This is a genomic window from Streptomyces sp. NA04227 (genome assembly GCF_013364195.1).
Taxonomy (GTDB): domain Bacteria; phylum Actinomycetota; class Actinomycetes; order Streptomycetales; family Streptomycetaceae; genus Streptomyces.
The window spans coordinates 7,809,312-7,825,863 of the sequence record NZ_CP054918.1; the positions used below are offsets into that span (position 1 = coordinate 7,809,312).

Annotated in this window: 20 protein-coding genes; 10 read left to right on the forward strand and 10 right to left on the reverse strand. The window is 72.8% G+C overall.

What is annotated here, in order from left to right:
* Nucleotides 1–35: 35 nt before the first annotated feature.
* The 3 genes from HUT18_RS32830 to HUT18_RS32840 all read right to left on the reverse strand — a co-directional run bounded on the left by HUT18_RS32830 (nucleotide 36) and on the right by HUT18_RS32840 (nucleotide 3,216).
* Entirely contained in the window at nucleotides 36–512 is a 477-nt protein-coding gene (locus HUT18_RS32830) for an NUDIX domain-containing protein (RefSeq protein WP_176104138.1), read from the reverse strand.
* Nucleotides 513–543: 31 nt separating this feature from the next.
* Nucleotides 544–2,094, reverse strand: coding sequence for an ATP-dependent DNA ligase (locus tag HUT18_RS32835; protein WP_176104139.1), 1,551 nt, complete (start codon nucleotides 2,092–2,094; stop codon nucleotides 544–546).
* An 81-nt stretch (nucleotides 2,095–2,175) separates the two neighbouring features.
* A complete protein-coding gene (locus tag HUT18_RS32840; RefSeq protein ID WP_176104140.1) occupies nucleotides 2,176–3,216 on the reverse strand; it encodes a hypothetical protein in 1,041 nt (346 codons plus the stop codon).
* A gap of 178 nt (nucleotides 3,217–3,394) precedes the next feature.
* On the opposite strand from HUT18_RS32840, the gene HUT18_RS32845 reads away from it, so the two are divergent.
* The 3 genes from HUT18_RS32845 to HUT18_RS32855 are packed head-to-tail and all read left to right on the forward strand — an operon-like array spanning nucleotide 3,395 to nucleotide 5,660.
* Entirely contained in the window at nucleotides 3,395–3,904 is a 510-nt protein-coding gene (locus HUT18_RS32845; RefSeq protein ID WP_176104141.1) for a cupin domain-containing protein, read from the forward strand.
* 41 nt (nucleotides 3,905–3,945) lie between these two features.
* Nucleotides 3,946–5,031: an S-(hydroxymethyl)mycothiol dehydrogenase gene (locus HUT18_RS32850; protein ID WP_176104142.1), complete on the forward strand. Its 1,086-nt coding sequence runs from the start codon at nucleotides 3,946–3,948 to the stop codon at nucleotides 5,029–5,031.
* On the forward strand, nucleotides 5,031–5,660 hold the full coding sequence (locus HUT18_RS32855; protein ID WP_176104143.1) for an MBL fold metallo-hydrolase: 630 nt from the start codon (nucleotides 5,031–5,033) through the stop codon (nucleotides 5,658–5,660). Before HUT18_RS32850 ends, HUT18_RS32855 begins: the two co-directional genes overlap by 1 nt.
* 94 nt (nucleotides 5,661–5,754) lie before the next feature.
* Here HUT18_RS32855 and HUT18_RS32860 read toward each other — a convergent pair whose 3' ends face one another.
* From HUT18_RS32860 to HUT18_RS32875, 4 genes are all read right to left on the reverse strand, one after another.
* Complete coding sequence (locus HUT18_RS32860) at nucleotides 5,755–6,333, reverse strand: alkaline shock response membrane anchor protein AmaP (protein ID WP_176104144.1); 579 nt, start codon at nucleotides 6,331–6,333, stop codon at nucleotides 5,755–5,757.
* Nucleotides 6,330–7,664, reverse strand: a complete 1,335-nt coding sequence (locus HUT18_RS32865) for a DUF6286 domain-containing protein (protein WP_176104145.1) — start codon at nucleotides 7,662–7,664, stop codon at nucleotides 6,330–6,332. Before HUT18_RS32865 ends, HUT18_RS32860 begins: the two co-directional genes overlap by 4 nt.
* Nucleotides 7,664–7,846: a hypothetical protein gene (locus HUT18_RS32870; protein WP_176104146.1), complete on the reverse strand. Its 183-nt coding sequence runs from the start codon at nucleotides 7,844–7,846 to the stop codon at nucleotides 7,664–7,666. Before HUT18_RS32870 ends, HUT18_RS32865 begins: the two co-directional genes overlap by 1 nt.
* Before the next feature lie 157 nt (nucleotides 7,847–8,003).
* Nucleotides 8,004–8,507, reverse strand: a complete 504-nt coding sequence (locus tag HUT18_RS32875; RefSeq protein WP_176104147.1) for an Asp23/Gls24 family envelope stress response protein — start codon at nucleotides 8,505–8,507, stop codon at nucleotides 8,004–8,006.
* A 218-nt stretch (nucleotides 8,508–8,725) separates the two neighbouring features.
* Here HUT18_RS32875 and HUT18_RS32880 point away from each other — a divergent pair, with 218 nt between their 5' ends.
* From HUT18_RS32880 to HUT18_RS32890, 3 genes are read left to right on the forward strand one after another with little or no spacing between them, the layout of a single operon-like run.
* Nucleotides 8,726–9,304 (forward strand): RNA polymerase sigma factor, encoded by a 579-nt coding sequence (locus tag HUT18_RS32880; protein ID WP_176104946.1) that lies wholly within the window; start codon nucleotides 8,726–8,728, stop codon nucleotides 9,302–9,304.
* Nucleotides 9,295–9,903 (forward strand): hypothetical protein, encoded by a 609-nt coding sequence (locus HUT18_RS32885; protein ID WP_176104148.1) that lies wholly within the window; start codon nucleotides 9,295–9,297, stop codon nucleotides 9,901–9,903. The genes HUT18_RS32880 and HUT18_RS32885 overlap by 10 nt, the downstream gene beginning before the upstream one ends.
* Entirely contained in the window at nucleotides 9,900–10,274 is a 375-nt protein-coding gene (locus HUT18_RS32890; protein WP_176104149.1) for an Asp23/Gls24 family envelope stress response protein, read from the forward strand. The genes HUT18_RS32885 and HUT18_RS32890 overlap by 4 nt, the downstream gene beginning before the upstream one ends.
* Nucleotides 10,275–10,303: 29 nt before the next feature.
* Here the strand turns inward: HUT18_RS32890 and HUT18_RS32895 are convergent, their stop codons facing one another.
* Both HUT18_RS32895 and HUT18_RS32900 read right to left on the reverse strand, forming a co-directional pair.
* Nucleotides 10,304–11,848, reverse strand: a complete 1,545-nt coding sequence (locus tag HUT18_RS32895) for an MFS transporter (RefSeq protein WP_176104150.1) — start codon at nucleotides 11,846–11,848, stop codon at nucleotides 10,304–10,306.
* 111 nt (nucleotides 11,849–11,959) lie between these two features.
* Complete coding sequence (locus HUT18_RS32900; protein WP_176104151.1) at nucleotides 11,960–12,493, reverse strand: DUF4232 domain-containing protein; 534 nt, start codon at nucleotides 12,491–12,493, stop codon at nucleotides 11,960–11,962.
* A 339-nt stretch (nucleotides 12,494–12,832) separates the two neighbouring features.
* On the opposite strand from HUT18_RS32900, the gene HUT18_RS32905 reads away from it, so the two are divergent.
* Together HUT18_RS32905 and HUT18_RS32910 are read left to right on the forward strand one after the other, a co-directional pair.
* Entirely contained in the window at nucleotides 12,833–13,162 is a 330-nt protein-coding gene (locus HUT18_RS32905; protein WP_176104152.1) for a DUF6401 family natural product biosynthesis protein, read from the forward strand.
* Between the two features lie 271 nt (nucleotides 13,163–13,433).
* On the forward strand, nucleotides 13,434–13,895 hold the full coding sequence (locus tag HUT18_RS32910; RefSeq protein ID WP_176104153.1) for a hypothetical protein: 462 nt from the start codon (nucleotides 13,434–13,436) through the stop codon (nucleotides 13,893–13,895).
* A gap of 166 nt (nucleotides 13,896–14,061) precedes the next feature.
* Here the strand turns inward: HUT18_RS32910 and HUT18_RS32915 are convergent, their stop codons facing one another.
* Nucleotides 14,062–14,712 (reverse strand): peptide deformylase, encoded by a 651-nt coding sequence (locus HUT18_RS32915; protein ID WP_254878907.1) that lies wholly within the window; start codon nucleotides 14,710–14,712, stop codon nucleotides 14,062–14,064.
* Between the two features lie 345 nt (nucleotides 14,713–15,057).
* On the opposite strand from HUT18_RS32915, the gene HUT18_RS32920 reads away from it, so the two are divergent.
* Both HUT18_RS32920 and HUT18_RS32925 read left to right on the forward strand, forming a co-directional pair.
* Nucleotides 15,058–15,588: a DUF3574 domain-containing protein gene (locus HUT18_RS32920; protein ID WP_368661562.1), complete on the forward strand. Its 531-nt coding sequence runs from the start codon at nucleotides 15,058–15,060 to the stop codon at nucleotides 15,586–15,588.
* A 174-nt stretch (nucleotides 15,589–15,762) separates the two neighbouring features.
* Entirely contained in the window at nucleotides 15,763–16,536 is a 774-nt protein-coding gene (locus HUT18_RS32925) for an NUDIX hydrolase (protein ID WP_176104155.1), read from the forward strand.
* Nucleotides 16,537–16,552: the final 16 nt, after the last annotated feature.

Below are 16,552 nucleotides of genomic sequence, written 5' to 3' on the forward strand. Positions count from 1 at the left end.
GGCGCCGGCCCCGGGTCCCCGCCCATCCGCACCTCTCACGGCGCAGGCCCCGCGAGATGCGCCGCGAGACGGTCCAGGAACACCGTCTGCGCCCGGACGATCAGCCGGGCGGCCTCGTCGAGGGTCAGCCACGCCACCCGGTCGACCTCGGGGAAGTCGCGCTGCCGCCCGGAACCGCGCGGCCACTCCATCGTGAACGTCCCCGGCACCACCGCGCCCGGATCGAGGTCGCCCGCCACCGCCCACACGGTCACCACCTTGCCCCCGGACTGGCGCACCTCGCCGAGCGGCACCGGCTCGCCCTCCGGCGCGGGCAGCCCCAGCTCCTCGGCGAACTCGCGGCGCGCCGCCTCCCAGGCCGGTTCCGGCGCCTCGTACTCGCCCTTGACCACCGACCAGGCGCCCTCCTCCCGGCGCGCCCAGAACGGGCCGCCCATGTGCCCGAGCAGAACCTCGGTGTGCCGGGGCCCGCCGCGGTGGAGCAGGATCCCCGCGCTGGTACGTGCCGTCACCGGGGACGCCCTGTGGTGGGGGCCGGGCCGCTCATGCGTCGGCCGGGCGGCTGTGGGCGGCGAGCAGCGACTCGACGGTGTCCGCCTCGGCGGCGCTCTTGTCCTCGCGGTAGCGCACCACGCGTGCGAAGCGCAGCGTGATGCCCGCCGGGTAACGCGTCGAGCGCTGCAAGCCGTCGTAGGCGATCTCCACGACCAACTCCGGCCGTACGCGCACCACATGACCGTCGTCGCCGGTGGCCAGCTCACCCAGACGCCCGGTCTGCCAGTCGAGCATCGCGTCCGTCATGCCCTTGAACGTCTTGCCGAGCATCGCGTACGAGCCGTCGGCGCGGCGGGCACCCAGATGAAGGTTGGACAGCTTGCCGGTGCGGCGACCGTGACCCCACTCGGCCGCGAGGACGACCAGGTCGAGGGTGTGCACGGGCTTGACCTTCAGCCACGAGGCGCCGCGCCGACCCGCGCTGTAGGGGGCGTCGAGCCCTTTGACGACCACGCCCTCATGGCCGCGCGCCAGGGTCCGGTCGAGGAACTCGGCGGCCCTGTCGGCGGATTCGGGCTCGGCGGGATCGGCGAGGACCAGCCGCCGGACCCGCATCGGCTCAGGGACGAGCGTCGCCAGTTCCTCGTAGCGGGCGCGCAGCGGCAGGTCCAGGAGCTCGCGGCCGTCGGCGGACAGTACGTCGAAGAAGACCGGGCTCAGCGGCAGCGCCGCCGCGGCCGAGCCGACGTCGGAGCGCGAACCCACCCGTCCGGCGATGTCCTGGAACGAACGCGGCCGCCCCTCGGCGTCGAGCGCGATCACCTCACCGTCCAGGATGAAGCTCTCGCCTGCCAACTCCTGTGCGACAGCGGTGAGTTCGGGCACGCGGGTGGTGATCTCGTCCAGCGTACGGGTGTAGACGTGCACCTCGTCGCCGTCCCGGTGCACCTGCACCCGGATCCCGTCGAGCTTCTCCTCCACCGCGCACGGCCCGAGCCTGGTCAGTGCCTCGGCCACCGAGGCGGCCGTTCGGGCGAGCATGGGCTGCACCGGCCTGAGAACCGTCAGCCGGAACTCCCGCAGCGCTTCCGGGCCCTCCGCGAGGAGCGCCACCGCGACGGTCTCCAGCGAGCCCGCCAGCATCACGGCACGCCGTACCGCCTCCGGGGGCGCCTCAGTGGCCTGCGCCAGCCCCTCGACGGCGACCGCGTCGAGCGCGCCCTGCCGCACCTCGCCGGTCAGGAGACCGAACAGGAACCGCTGCTCCTCCTCGGTCGCCGCACCCATCAACTCCTGTACCAGACGCCTGCGTTCGGCCTGCGAACCCGGACCAGACAGACCCGCGAGCGCCGTCAGCGTCGTGTCCACCGAGCCCACCGTGAGCGTGGCCGAGGCGGCGGGCGGCACGGGATCCTTGAGGCTGCTCCAGCCGACTCCGATCCGGCCCTGCGGCAGCCGTCCCGCCAGATAGGCGATGACCACGGGCGCGTCGTCCGGGGCCGCCTCCCGGAACAGCGCGGCGAGCAGCGCCGTCTTGCGGGAGCGCGCCGAGGTGGCCGCGACCTCCCGTGAGACGTCGGCCAGCCGCGCGAGAAGCATGCAGCCATGGTGCTACGGAAGGCGGCGGCCCGCACCACTCGGCGGGCGCCGCCCCGCAGGCGCCGCCCGCCGCCGCGTCTCCTACCAGTCGCCGTCCTGAACCGGCTGACCCGGTGTCAACGGCTTGACCTGGTACGGGGAGGGGGGCTGCCAGGGCTCGTGGTCCGCGCCGAGCCACTCGCCCACGGGCTGTACGGATTCGAGGGAGGACGGGGGCGCGAGATCGGCACCGTCCTGGTCGTAGTACTCGAACCAGGGCAGGCCCGCACGGGTGTAGGCGGCCCGGTCCACCGGGGACGGCGGCGGCGCCTCACCCGTGATCCGGCGCCACTGCGGCGGGGTCACGAGGTGCACGAAGACCCGGCCCGCGGGCCGCGGAGCCCAGTCCGACACCGGGCGCTCGTCCCGGTAGACCTCCTGCCGCATGGTGCCCCCGGCGCCCATGCCCATCGCCGCGCCCGGCTGCGCCGGGGCAGGCGCGCCATAGGCCGCACCCGGCGCGGCCGGGCCTCCGAATCCGCCGTATCCGCCGTCGCTCGGCATGCTGCGCGCACGGCGCGCCGCCGCCTCGCGGGCCCGGCGCTGCTCCTCGAGCCAGGCCGCCCGCGCCCGAGGGTTGAGCGAGAACGCCTGGAGCTGCACCCCGCCCCACACCTCCTCGCCGGTGACCTGGCCCTCCACGGTCGCGCCCATGCCGAGCGGCACGGCCACGAACTGCCGCACCGTGCCGTTGCCGGAGTTGATGCCGTCCAGCCACGGCTGACGGGGCAGCGTCACATAGTTCTGCGGGCGCTGGGTCAGCGCGTCGGACCAGGGCTCGCCGGAGACCGCGCACACCTTGCCGACTCCGACCTGCAACGCCGCGGGCTCGCCGCCCTCGGGAGCGAAGCTCAGCCACATCGCCTCGCGCAGATAGACCGGCAGCATCACCCCGCCACGGCGCAGCCAGTCCTGCGGCGCCGTATGCGGATAGTCCTGCACGGCGCGTACCGGGAACTCGCCAAGTCCCGGCGGCAGCCCGTGCGTTCCGGTCTCCGGCAGCCGCAGCGTACGCATGAACCGGACGCGCACACCCCCGGGCAGTACCACTGTGTTTCCGTCGATCCGGGTCGCTTCCGCCACCGCACCTGTCCTTTCCGAGACTGCTGTTCGGTACCTGTCACGAGCGACGCGCCGCCGCGGTTCCCGCCGTGTGCTCGCGACGACCGCTCGCACATCGGGCACACCGGGCAGGTCAGGCGGCGCACGGGTAACATCCAAGCCCGTTACCCCAGGTACCGAGCCGCGAGCGGGAGGGCATGTGTCACAGAGCGTCGGCGTACTGGCCGAGGTGTCCGAAGTCCTCGCTGCCGCAGGCGAATCGAGCGGCGGCGCGCTGTGGCGGCTGGCCGCCGAGCCCCGGCAGCTCGACGCCAATCTCGTACGTCTGGGACCCGACGCGGTCGTCGGAGCGCACGAGGAACACACGCTGGACGTCCTGGCCTTCGTGGTCCGGGGCGGCGGCAGCCTCCGAGCGCTCGCCGGGCCCGGTTCCGAAACGCACACCCTGGTACCCGGCAGCCTCTTCTGGCTGCCGAAGGGCAGCCGCCGCGAGATCGGCGCCGGGCCGCAGGGCCTGGTCTATCTGACCGTGCACCCGCGCAGACCGGGCCTGGCGATCCGGATGCCCGAGAGCGCGGAGGGCGGCGAGGCCGCGTGTCAGCTGCACCGGGTCTGCGCCGAGTGCGGCAGGCTCGCGGGGGAGCGGGACGCCCGGTTCTGCGCGCGGTGCGGGGCGACGCTCGGGGAACCCGGCCAACCGGAACTCTGAGAAACCCGAAAAACTCTGAGAAACCCGAAAGGCGGAGACAGATGGCCCAGCAAGTCCAGGGAGTCGTGGCGCGCGCGGTGGGCGAGCCCGTGCGTATCGAGACGATCACGGTGCCCGACCCCGGACCGGGGGAAGCCGTCGTCAAGATCCAGGCCTGCGGTGTGTGCCACACGGATCTGCACTACCGGGAGGGCGGCATCAACGACGAGTTCCCGTTCCTGCTCGGGCACGAGGCGGCCGGTGTCGTCGAATCCGTCGGCGACGGTGTCACCGAGGTCGCCCCCGGCGACTTCGTGATCCTCAACTGGCGTGCCGTGTGCGGCGATTGCCGTGCCTGTCGGCGCGGCCGCCCCCAGTACTGCTTCGCCACGCACAACGCCGAGCAGAAGATGACCCTCGCCGACGGCACCGAACTGACGCCCGCTCTGGGTATCGGAGCCTTCGCCGAGAAGACCCTGGTGGCCGCGGGACAGTGCACCAGGGTGGACCCTGCCGCCTCGCCCGCCGCCGCGGGACTGCTCGGCTGCGGCGTGATGGCGGGTATCGGCGCCGCCCTGAACACCGGCAACGTCGGCCGCGGGGACTCGGTCGCCGTGATCGGCTGCGGCGGAGTCGGCGCGGCGGCCGTGGTCGGCTCCCGGCTCGCCGGAGCGGGGAAGATCATTGCCGTCGACATCGACGACCGGAAGCTGCGCACGGCCGCCGAACTCGGCGCCACCCACACCCTCAACTCCCGTGAGAGCGACCCCGTGGAGCGGATCCGGGAACTCACCTCGGGCTTCGGGGCGGATGTCGTCATCGACGCGGTCGGCCGCCCCGAAACCTACGAACAGGCCTTCTACGCCAGGGACTTGGCGGGAACCGTGGTCCTGGTCGGCGTGCCCACGCCGGAGATGAAGCTGCAACTCCCGCTGCTGGACGTCTTCGGCCGCGGCGGCTCCCTCAAGTCCTCCTGGTACGGGGACTGTCTGCCCACCCGGGACTTCCCGATGCTGATCGACCTGTACCTCCAGGGCAGGCTCGACCTGGACGCCTTCGTCTCCGAGACCATCCAACTCGACCAGGTGGAAGAGGCATTCACGCGGATGCACGAGGGCAAGGTGCTGCGATCGGTGGTGGAGCTGTAATGGCCGCCCGTATCGAACACCTCGTCACCTCCGGCACCTTCTCGCTGGACGGCGGCACCTGGGACGTCGACAACAACGTCTGGCTGATCGGCGACGACGAGGAGGTGCTCGTCCTCGACGCGCCTCACGACGCGGCGGCGATCGCCACCGCGGTCGGCGGCCGCACACTCCGCGCGATCGTCTGCACCCACGCCCACGACGACCACGTACGCGAGGCCCCCGCGCTGGCCGAGCGCACCGGCGCACCGATCCTCCTGCACCCGGACGACCGCGCCCTGTGGGACCTGACCCACCCGGACCGCGCCCCCGACACCGACCTGAAGGACGGCGACGAACTCACCGTCGCCGGAACCACGTTGCACGTCCTGCACACCCCCGGCCACTGCCAGGGTGCGGTCTGCCTCTACGCCCCCGCCCTCGGCACCGTCTTCACCGGCGACACCCTCTTCGCGGGCGGGCCCGGCGCGACCGGGCGGTCCTTCAGCGACTTCCCGACGATCGTGCGCTCCATCCGGGAGAAGCTGCTGCCGCTGCCGCCGGAGACGGAAGTACGCACCGGCCACGGCGACAACACCACCATCGGTGCGGAGGCCCCGCACCTGGAGGAGTGGATCGCGCGCGGTCATTGAGGACGACGCGGTCATCGAGGATGACGCAGGCGGTGCGGGCGGGGCGGGCGCACGGTGTGGCGCGCCCCGCCGTGCCCGCCGCCCGCGCCCGCCGTCACCGTACCCGGACCGCCCGCTGCCGTCCCCTGCGCAGCCGGACCACCGAGTCCATCTGCTCGGCACCGGTCGCCGTGCGCAGGTTCGCCAACGGTCCGGCGTGCAACTCGCCGAGCAGCAGGGCGGGTTGGGCGGAAGCTTCGAGTCGTACGGTGACCGCCACCCGCAGCCGTCCGCCGCGGCCACTGCCGATCCGGACGCGGCCGGAGCGCACCGAGGGCAGCCGCTCGATGTCCTGTTCCGCGGCCGAGGTGAGTGCCTGCGTGCGCACCCCGAGCCAGGGGCGCGGCAGGCGCAGCACCCGGCTCCGGCCACGGACGGGCTGGGCCAGGAGCCACCACAGCGCCAGCACCGCCAGGACCGCGAGAGCGCCCATGGACGCGGCGTCCCACCAGTCGTGCCCGGCGAGTTCCCGGTAGCGGTCCCGGTCGACCAGCCGCTCCTCGGAACCGGGCCCGCGCCACCACGACGGGACCCGGTCACCGAGGAACCCGGTGACGGCCGCCCAGGCGCCGCCCGTCAGCAGTGCCAGACCCAGCAGGGCGAGCAGTACGCGATTGACGAGTGTGCGCGTCATCGGTCACCACCTTCCGTGTTGGCGGACTCGGACGCGGGAGCGGCGTCGGACTCGTCCGGGGGAGGGGGCGAAGACGGGGACGCGGAACGCCCGGTCCCGGTGCCCGGGGCGGTGACCCCCGACGCGGGCTCCTTGAACAACTCCGGCCCGGCGGAGCTCTGTTGGGGCAACCTGTCGGAACGGGGCGGGGCAGAGCCGGTGGGGGAGGGGAACCCGAGGAGGCCGGAGGAGCCGGTGTGGGTGGCGCCGTCCCGTGTCTCGGGCTTCGTCAACTCCGGGTCCCCGGAGGCCGGTTCCAGAACCGTTGGCGCTGCAACAGTCGGTCCCACACCAGTCGGTGCCCCGAGATCCGCACGCCCATCCTCCGAGTCGTCCGAATCTCCGGCGCCTGCCGAACTCGCCCCCGGCGCACGCCAGTTCTCGTCGGCCACCAGCCGGAGCCGCCAGCGCACGGGGCGAGTGAGACCGCACGAATCCACCGCTCGGGCCAACGCCTGCCGTACGTCCTCGCCGACATGCTCCAGATCGCCGAAGCCGACCCGCACCCGTACCGACGCCCTGCTCCGCCCCATGCGCACCCGGGCCTCCGTCACGCCGTTCTGCGCGAGCACCGCGGTCCGCAGCACGGTGGCAGCCGCCGACCGGTCGAGCGTCACGGCGACATCGGCGGCGGGCGTGGTCAGCGGCAGTCGGCGGCGCAGCCCCGGAGTGAGCGCGAGCAGCACGCACCACAGCCCGAGGGCCGCCGCGCCCGCCGCGGCCCAGGGCGCCCAAGTGTCGCCGAGCCGCACCGCCATGAGCTCGTCGAAGGCGTTCCGGCGCCAGGCGGCGACCGTACGGCCGGCGCGTACCGCCACCGCGTCGGCGAGCAGCGCGCCCGCGCCCGCGGCGAGCGCGGCGGCCGCCAGCGCCGCGGGCAGGCGCCGCGCGGACCACGGACGCGCGGACGAATGCCGCCCCGCGGCACCGCCCGCCTGGGCTTCCCGCGTCACCGGTTCGACGACGTCGGGTGAACCGCCGTCCAGTCGCCCCGCCTTGCCGGGCGTCTCCAGACGGCTGATCAGGACCCGCGTACTGGGCACCGAGAGTCCGGTCAACTCCTCGGTGCGGCGCGTGACATGGCGCCGGATCCGCTCGCCCGAGGCGGGCAGGTCGCCGGGGTAGGGGAGCCGTACTTCGAGGGAGAGGCGCGCGGTGGTGCCCTTGCGGGACAGCCCCACCCGGCGCGCCTGTTCACCGCCCTCGATCGCCTCGGCCGCCGCGTGTTCGGCGATGCGGCGCACCGCACGGTCCGCGACGGTGGTCGCCCCCCGGGCGCCCGCGGGTTCCATCAGCGCCTCCGGCCCTGCTGGGACAGGAACTCGCGCAGGTCCACACCCTCGTCGAGCATCCGTCCGATCCCGTAGCCGACCGCGCCCAGCGCGGCCACCAGAAGGAACGCACCGAACCCACCGAACCAGGCGGCGAAGGCCAGTGCCATCCCGACCGCCATGAAGAGCACCGCTCTGCTCATGCCCAAGCCTCTCCGTCGCTTCCCGGTACTCCGTACCCGTCAAGGGGCCACTTCGCTCGTACCACTGTTCGCTTTGTACGAGAACCCCGGCCACCGTGGCTCACCGCCACGCTGTGCGCCCGGCCGGGGCCGGGCGCACAGCGCGTGCGGCCCGTGCTCATTCGACGCGGGACTCGGCGGAGTCCTGCTCGTCGTCCGGCAGGTGGACGTCGTTGATGGCGACGTTGACCTCGACGACCTCCAGACCGGTGATCCGCTCCACCGCGGCGATGACGTTCTCGCGGACGTCGCGGGCGACGTCGCCCACCGGCACGCCGTACTCCACGACCAGGTCGATGTCGATCGCCGTCTGCCGTTCGCCGACCTCGACCTTCACGCCGCGCCCCACGTTGGGGCGGCCGCCGGGCACCCGGTCGCGAACCGCTCCGATGGTGCGCGACAGGCTGCCGCCCATGTCGTGCACACCCGGGATCTCGCGCGCCGCCATGCCCGCGACCTTGACGACCACGACATCGGCGATGGAGGTCTTGCCGCGGGTGGCCGCGGGTTCGGTGACTCCGCTGGTTCCCGCGGTGACCGTGGTGGAGTGCTCGTCATGGGAGCGCGTCTTCGGCATGGACGCTCCGGTCGCGACGGCGGAGGCTGTCTGAGTGGTGGTCATGAGGTCCCTCTCCTCGAATTCCTCGGCACGTGTGGCCATGTCCGGTCGTTGGACACGGCACGCGGGTGGTGTGTCACGCACGGAGCCGGGAAATTTTTCGCCGCTGTTCCGGCGGGGAGCCGAAAAGGGTCCCGGCCGCGCGTGACACTTCGCGGCGGCGTGTGTCGAACAGACGCACCCACGAGACACGAAGGAGCGGTCGATTGCCCGGCGACGGGATGGAACCTTCCGGACGAGTGCCGTCCGAACTCACCGCCGACCCCGGCGACGAACTGCTGGCCACCCGGGCCCGGGAAGGCGACGAGGAGGCATTCGAAGCGCTCGTCCGACGGCACGGCGCGACCCTGCTCGCCCTCGCCGTGCGCATGCTCGGGGACAGGGCCGAGGCGGAGGACGCCGTGCAGGAGGCGTTCGTCAGCGCCTGGCGCAGACTCCCCGAGTACCGTGGAGAGGCGGCGTTCCGTACCTGGATGTACCGGATCGTCACCAATCGCTGTCTGAATCAGCTGCGGGCCCGGCGGCCCTCCGCCCATCTGGACACGGTGCCCGAGCCCGTCGCACCCGAGCACGAGGCGTCCCCGGCGAGGGCGGCCGAGAGCACGGCGGCGATGCGGGCGCTCGGCCGCGCGCTCGCCGAGCTCTCGCCCGAGCAACGTGCCTGCTGGGTTCTGCGTGAGCTGCACAATCTGTCCTACGACGAGATCGCGGAAGCGGTCGGGATCAGCCATCAGGCGGTCCGCGGCCGGATCTTCCGTGCTCGGCGCCATCTGACGGAGGCGATGGGAGCATGGCGTTGAACGCGAACCCGGTGCCGCCGGACGATGAACTCCTGCCCTGCGGACGGTCCTTGGAGTCGCTGTGGGCCGCCCACGACGAGAACGGGCCAGCGGACCCGCACGTCGCCCACTGCCCGCACTGCACGGCCGCCCTCGACGAACTGCACGCCCTCGACGAAGTCGTCCGCCAGGCCCGCACCGCCGAGGAGGACCCCGAGGACGCCTCCCGGCTGACCCGGCGCGTGATGGACATCGTCCGTCTCGAACTGCGCCCCGGCAGGAGCCTGCCGCTGGGCGAGGCGGACGAGGACCTCTGGATCGTGGAGGCCGCGGCCGCCAAGTCCTTCCGTTCGGCGGCGGATTCCGTGCCGGGAGTACGTGCGGGAAGCTGCCAGGTCCTGCCGCTGACGCCGGGCGCCGGACGGGTACGCGGCCCGGTCGCGGTGCGCCTGGACATCGCGGCGGCCCTGAGCTGGAACCTTCAGGAGGTGGCCGAGGCCGTACGCGCGGCGGTCAGTGCGGCCGCCGACCGGTCGATCGGGCTCGAAGTGCGCACGGTGGACGTCTCGGTGGTGGACGTCCTGGACGAGGATCAGCAGGACGGGGGAGGCAGCAGATGAACCAGCAGAAGAAGCAGCACGGGAACCGGCCCAGCGCCCGCAGCCGGGTGGAGGAGGCGGTGGCGGCCGCTGCGGCGGGGGTGCCCGGGGTCGCGTATCTCAGGCCCGGTCTGGTGGGCGTGCTCAGGGCGCACACCGCCCGGCTGATGCACGGCGTGGCCCGGCCCGACCCGGTGGGCGGCGTCCGCGCGGCGCTCGGTCCCGACCGCAGAACCTGGCAGGTGGAGGTGAAACTGACGACCCTGCCCGGCCACCGCGCGGTCGACGTCACCCGCGAGGTACGTGCCGCCGCCACCGCCGCGGCGCGCGAGGTCCTGGCCGACGGCGGGGCGCGGGTGGAGGTGACCGTGACGGTGACCGGCGTGCTGTGAGGCACCCGCTCGTGCTCCGGACCGGCGGGTCACTGCTCCTTGGCGCCGCGCTCCTGCGGCGACGGCGCGGCCTGCCCCGCCCGTGAACCCGGTTCCAGCGGTGGGCAGTTGACGGCCAGGTACGAGCGGCACAGCGGTTTCGGCGCGCGCTTGAGCCGCGGGCGCAGCGAGCGCGGCCGCAGGAACAGGGCGGCCGCGCAGGACGAGGCGAGGAAGAGCACCGCAGTGACGACGGCCGCGCGGTGGAAGGAGCGGTCCACCGCGTCCGGCGAGGTGTAGGCGTCGCCGGAGAGGCCCACCAGGAGCGGCAGCGCGGCGACGACGAGGAGTTGGGCGACCCGCGCCGCCGTGTTGTTGACCCCGCTGGCCAGGCCCGCGCGTGCCGCGTCGACCGAGGCGAGCACCGTGGCCGTCAGCGGGGCGACGAAGATGCTCATCCCGAGCCCCATCACCACCACCGCGGGCAGTACGTCGGCCGCGTACCCGGAGTCGGGTCCGATCCGCAGCATCAGCAGCGCGCCAGCGCCGGCCACCAGCGGACCGGTGATCAGCGGCGGCGCGGGCCCGGTGCGCCGGGCGAGCGCGCCCGCGCGGGCCGACAGCAGCAGCATGAGGACCGTGATCGGCAGGGTGGCGAGCCCGGCCTCCAGGGCGTCGTAGCCGAGGGTCGTCTGCAACTGCACCGGCAGGATGAACAAGGCCCCGCCGATCGCCGCGTACAGACACAGCGTCATGCCGTTGGTCGCGCTGAACAGCCGGGAGCGGAAGAGCGAGAGCGGCAGCATCGGGTTGGCGCGGCGCCGCTCCACCAGCAGGAAGGCGGCCCCGGCCGCGAGGGCGATCACGACGGGGATGCCCACCCGCAGCGGTGAACCGTGTGCGGAGGCGCCGATCAGCGCGTAGCTGACGCCGCCGAGCAGGACGGCCGCGAGGACCGCGCCGAGCACGTCGAAGGGCCGACCGCCGAGCGCCGTGTCGCGGCTCTCCGGTACGAACCGGACGGCGAGCAGAAGGACCAGGGCGCCGAGCGGCACATTGATCAGGAAGATCCAGCGCCAGCCGGGACCGTCGATGAGCCACCCGCCGAGGAAGGGGCCGAGCGCACCGGCCACTCCGGTCAGACCCGACCAGGCGCCGACCGCGCGCGACTGGTCGTCGGGATGGAAGGACGCCCGTACGAGCGCCAGGGAGCCGGGGGTGAGCAGCGCTCCGCCGATGCCCTGCAACCCGCGCGCCGCGATCAGCACCCCTTCGTCCGGTGCGACGCCGCACAGCACCGAGGCCGCCGTGAACCAGGCGACGCCGAGCATCAGCGCCCGTCTGCGTCCGATCCGGTCGCCGATCGCTCCGCCCCAGAGCAGCAACGCGGACAGGGTGAGCATGTAGGCGTTCACCACCCACTGGAGGGTGGACAGCGAGGCGCCGAGGTCGCGGCCCATGCGCGGCAGCGCGACGTTGACCACCGTCCCGTCGACCATGGCCATTCCGGAGGCGAGGACGACACAGGTGAGTACCCAGCGACCGTGGGCGGAGGACAGCCGCAGTCCGTCTCCGGCGGGTTCGGAAGCGCTCATGCCTCCAGCTTGTCGGCCCTGCGGGCCGGGCGCCTGCGGGCGGGAAACACCGGGCGCTGCCCGCGAGCGGGCGGAACGCACCGGCCGATCCCCGCCCGCGGGCGCTCTGGATCAGCCGCGAGTCGCGGCACCCGCCTCGGCGAGCACCTCGTCGGCCTTGGCGGCCGAGCTCTGCCACAGGGTGGTCACCGGCTCCCACACCGCGAGCCCCTCGGGGGCGTTGAGCGAGGCGGCGCTGAAGGTGACGCCCCGGTGCGAGGGGTCGCCGGCGACGGTGACCGAGTCGACGACCCGGGCGTTCGGGCTGTCCAGCTTGTCGACGATGCGCACCGAGGCGTAGCCGGTGGCACCCGGCTTGAGCCGGTACGGCGCGCTCTCCGCGGCGGGCACCGGCTGCGCCGCACCGTCGAGGTCCCCGAAGGTCACGGTGGGAATGTGGTCGACGGCGCAGCTGCGCGAGGCCCGGTTGGTGACGCTGATGTGCAGGACGTCGGGCAGCTCCGTGGCGGAGGCCTTGACGGTCAGCCGGTCGGCCCGGCAGGTCGGGTCCGCGGCCTTCGCGGCGGACCCGGCCCAGGCGGCGGGAGCCGCGAGGGCGAGGGCGGTGGCCGCGGTGGCGGCGGCGAGAACGGTACGAGCACGCATGAAGAATCCCCTGTTCAAGTGCATGATCACGGCACGGTCCCGGACTCTCGCCGACCGGCGGGTGCCGAAAGGCGCGGAAAGCGGGAGCAATGGGTCGAAGCTTGCATGTGCCGGGTATCACTAGGGACGGCCGAAGAGGGGCAGAGGTTGCACGGCGCGCGGCGAATCCACGCCTTTCGTACGGCACTTGGCCTGAAGGTGTGAACGGGGGAGTGCGGGCGTGCCGGGCGCGCCCGGCACCGACAGGGCCTCCCGAGGTGACGGGAGTCACGTCCCCGAGGCGGTTGAGATGCCGCACATTCACGCGGAATGCCTTGAAGTCGCGAATAAAGTCGACTTATGGATGTGTCTCCCAACGGGCCCCTGGACTGCCCGCTGGCCAGGGTCGTGGACAGATATCTGCCCCGGCTCTCCGAGTTCGCCTTCGAACCGGGCCTGGTCGCGGCGGTGGACCAGCATGCCGCCGCGGTGTGCGAGGCACTCGTCCCCGCGCCCCGCGACGGACAGGGGCGCACCCCGCGCCGCGAGGATCTCTCGGACTACGTACGAGGCTTCACCGACGTACTCACCGAGTCCGCATGGCGCGAACCCGTGGGCTACGACTTCGCCGCGCTGCGGCTCACCGCCATCTGCTGGCTCGTACGCGAACACGACCTCCTTGCGCCCTGACGCGCGCGTGCGCTCCGGCGTGAACCGGGGGTCGAGCCGTGCCGGTCCGTGCCGAGGTGCGTTGCGCCGGACGAGTGGCGGGTGCCCTGACCTGTGGTTCCGCCGGACAGGAACGCTTCAGAGGCGCCCATCCGGGTGCCGTGCATAAGCGGATAAAACGTGAGGAATGGGCGATTTCTCGGCGTGCATCACGCAGGACCGCCCGCGCCGAGTGTCTGCTGGATCCCCACCGCCCGACCTCCGGGCACGGACCGATCCCACGGAGTACGTCATGTTCCGCCGCACCACCCGCGTCCGCCGCACCACACCGACCGTCACCGCCGCCGTACTCGCCCTCGCCGCCGCCGCGGCACTGCCCGCCGCGGCGGCCGACGCACGGCCCGAGCGCCCCTCGCCCGCACCGCGGTACACGGTCCAGGAGATCCACACCTTCCTGGAATCGTTCTACGGCGAACACGGCCCGGGCACCTTCGCCAGGAAGTACGGCATCAGCCCGGCACTGGCCACCAAGGTCCGGCGCACCCCGGGATACGACCTGCTGCTGTGCGCCCAGGACAGACCCGGCTCCATCGACATCGGCCGTGTGACGATCGCTCCGGCCACCGGAACCGGCCGGGCCGTCGTGACCACGCATTGGGGCAAGAGCGGCCAGAACCGGGCCAGACTCACCGCGTACGTCGACCGCGACGCGAGACGCCCGCTCCAACTCCACGACGTGGTCTGCGGGTTCTGACCCGGAGGGTACGAGAAGGGGCGCCGCGTCCGGCACGGAACCGCGGCGCCCCACGACGATCCGCCGGTCGGGAGAGGGCTGGGGCGGTCGGGGATGGTCAGTGGTCGCCGTCCCGATCGACGGTCAGGAAACGACCTCCGTACCGACGATCAGCACTGAGCACTCGTCACGCGTCCTCCTGACCGGCGGGCAGGGGAAACCCGAGCTCCCGGGCCGCGTGCCGGGGCGTCGGCCGGTTCCAGCGCTCGGCCATCGCCCGGGCCCCGGACAGGGACCGCAGTTCGGCGAGGTCGAGATACAGCGTCCCGGCCAGATGGTCCGTCTCGTGCTGCACGATGCGGGCCGCCCAGCCGCTGAACACCTCGTCCACCGGTCGGCCCGCGAGGTCCGTGGCACGCAGCCGAACCCGTTCGGGCCGCGCGACCACCGCCTGCCATCCCGGGACACTCAGACAACCCTCGAAGAACGCCACCCGCCGCGGACCCGCCGCCGCGTACGCCGGGTTGATCAGCACACGGAACGGCAAGGGGTACCGACCCCGTACCTCGCGCACCTCCTTCGGCACGTCCGCCTCGTCCTCGACCACCGCGATCTGCAGGGGCACCCCGATCTGGGGCGCCGCCAGGCCGACGCCGGGCGCGGCCCGCATCGTCACACGCATCGCCTCGACGAGCGCTTCCAGCCGCCGGGGCCCCAACTGCCCCTGGTACGGCTCCGCGGGGCGCCGCAGAACGGGATCCCCGGCCGCGACGATGGGCAGCGGAAGCGGGGCGGCGAGCAGAGCGTCGATCTGTTCGGGCAGGTCTTCAGGTGACATGCGCCCCAGCATGCCCGTCGGCGGACCTTCGCGTCGGCCGAGGCCGCCAAGGATGCCCGTAAGTACGACTGTTGCCGCGTCAGGGTGATCTTCAGACGTTGCCGCCGACGCCGAGGCCCTTCGCCCGCTCCTCGGCGGCAAGCTACGCACAGGTCGCCGCGCACCACGCCGAAGGCACCGGCCGCACAGGGCCGCGGAGTCTCGCCCACGCTTGCCCATTCCACCCCAACGCCCGTGACTCTGCCGGTACTTCCGGCCCCTCGCCAGGCGCGCACAGCCACCTGACACCGGCAATCGCCACCCATCGGGTCCGACCGGACCACCACCCCTCCCATGGAGAAACACATGGCACCCCGACGCTTCCCCGCGCTCTCCCTCTCCTCCTTCGCCCCGGCCTCTTCCCGCTCCTCGAATTCCGCCCGTGGTCTGCTCCCGGCGGCCGTACTGCTCGCATTTCTGGGCCTGATGAGCCCGGTTCAGGCCGCCCATGCCGACGTCGCCGTCGCGGCGTCAGCGGACGGCAGCCCGAGCGTCCGCGCACAGAAAAGCGCCTACGTCGAAACCCGGCTGTTCTTCGGAACCGTGCGCCCGAACGGCGGCCCTTCCGTCACCCGCGACGAATTCCAGAGCTTCGTCGACGAATCCGTCACTCCTCGGTTCCCCGAGGGACTCACGGTGCAGGAGGGACACGGGCAGTACCGCGACGGCCACGGCATCGTCGAGCGCGAGGACTCCTATGAGCTGATCCTCTTCTACCCCGTCGCCCAGCGGGCCTCCGCCGACATGAACATCGAGGCGATCCGGGCGGAGTACACGAAGCGGTTCGACCAGGAATCCGTGGCGCGGATCGACCACGAGGTCACCGTCGACTTCTGAGCCTGTGAGCGCCGCTCCGTCGAGCGTCGAACCCGTTCGGCGCTCGGTCAACCGCCCGGGAAGTACGGTGTGCCCACGCCGATTCCCGGGCGGTTGCGTGTCGGGAAGTCGGCCACGGAACATCCGGCGCGAAAGTCGGTCCCGAGTGGGCCCGTCGGGTGCCAGCATGAACCGATGACCGAGCCCTCGTTGCCCGTGCCGTCCGCACCGGAACCGTCCGCGCTCGAATTGCTGGAAGCAGACCAACTCCGCTTCGTCGAGACGCCGACACCGCCGGTGCCCGAGGATGAACGGCTGGCCATGAACCGGCTGTGGGACGAGGCGGTCGGGGCCAACCCCATCCTGTTCGACGGGCCTGTGGCCGCATGCACCGGGACGCACTGGGAAAGCCCGCGGCACCTGGTCGTCCACTGGACCCGGAGCAGCTACCGGTACCGCGCACTGCGCCGGGTCCCGGGCGCGGTCTCCTGGCTGCCCTCGCTGTTCGTCACCGTCCTGCAGCCGACCGACGACGGGCGGTTGCTGGTCGGACGGATGTCGGCATGGACGCAGGCCACCGGCCTGTGGGTACTGCCGGGCGGTTCCGTCGAACCACCGGATCGCGACGGGCAGTTGGACCTGGCGGCACTACGCGGCCACGCGGCCCGCGAACTGTCCGAAGAGACCGGAATCGACATCGCCCCCGACGCCCTGGCTCTGGGCGCCCTCACCCGCGGGCAATGGCGGAACCTGGGCGCCCACTTCCTCGCTCCGCCGCGGCCGGCCCGTGAACTGCGCGCGATCTACGAGGACTTCACAGCGACCGAGAACGCGCTCGGCCGCGAGCCGGAACTCGACCGCATCACTTTCGTCCCCTCCGCCGAGGCGCTGGCGGAACTCGACGGACCTCGCGTGGACTACCTGGAGCCGGTCGTACGGCGCTGCGCCGGGGTGGCTCAGCGCTTCTGAACAACGCCCGGAGCGC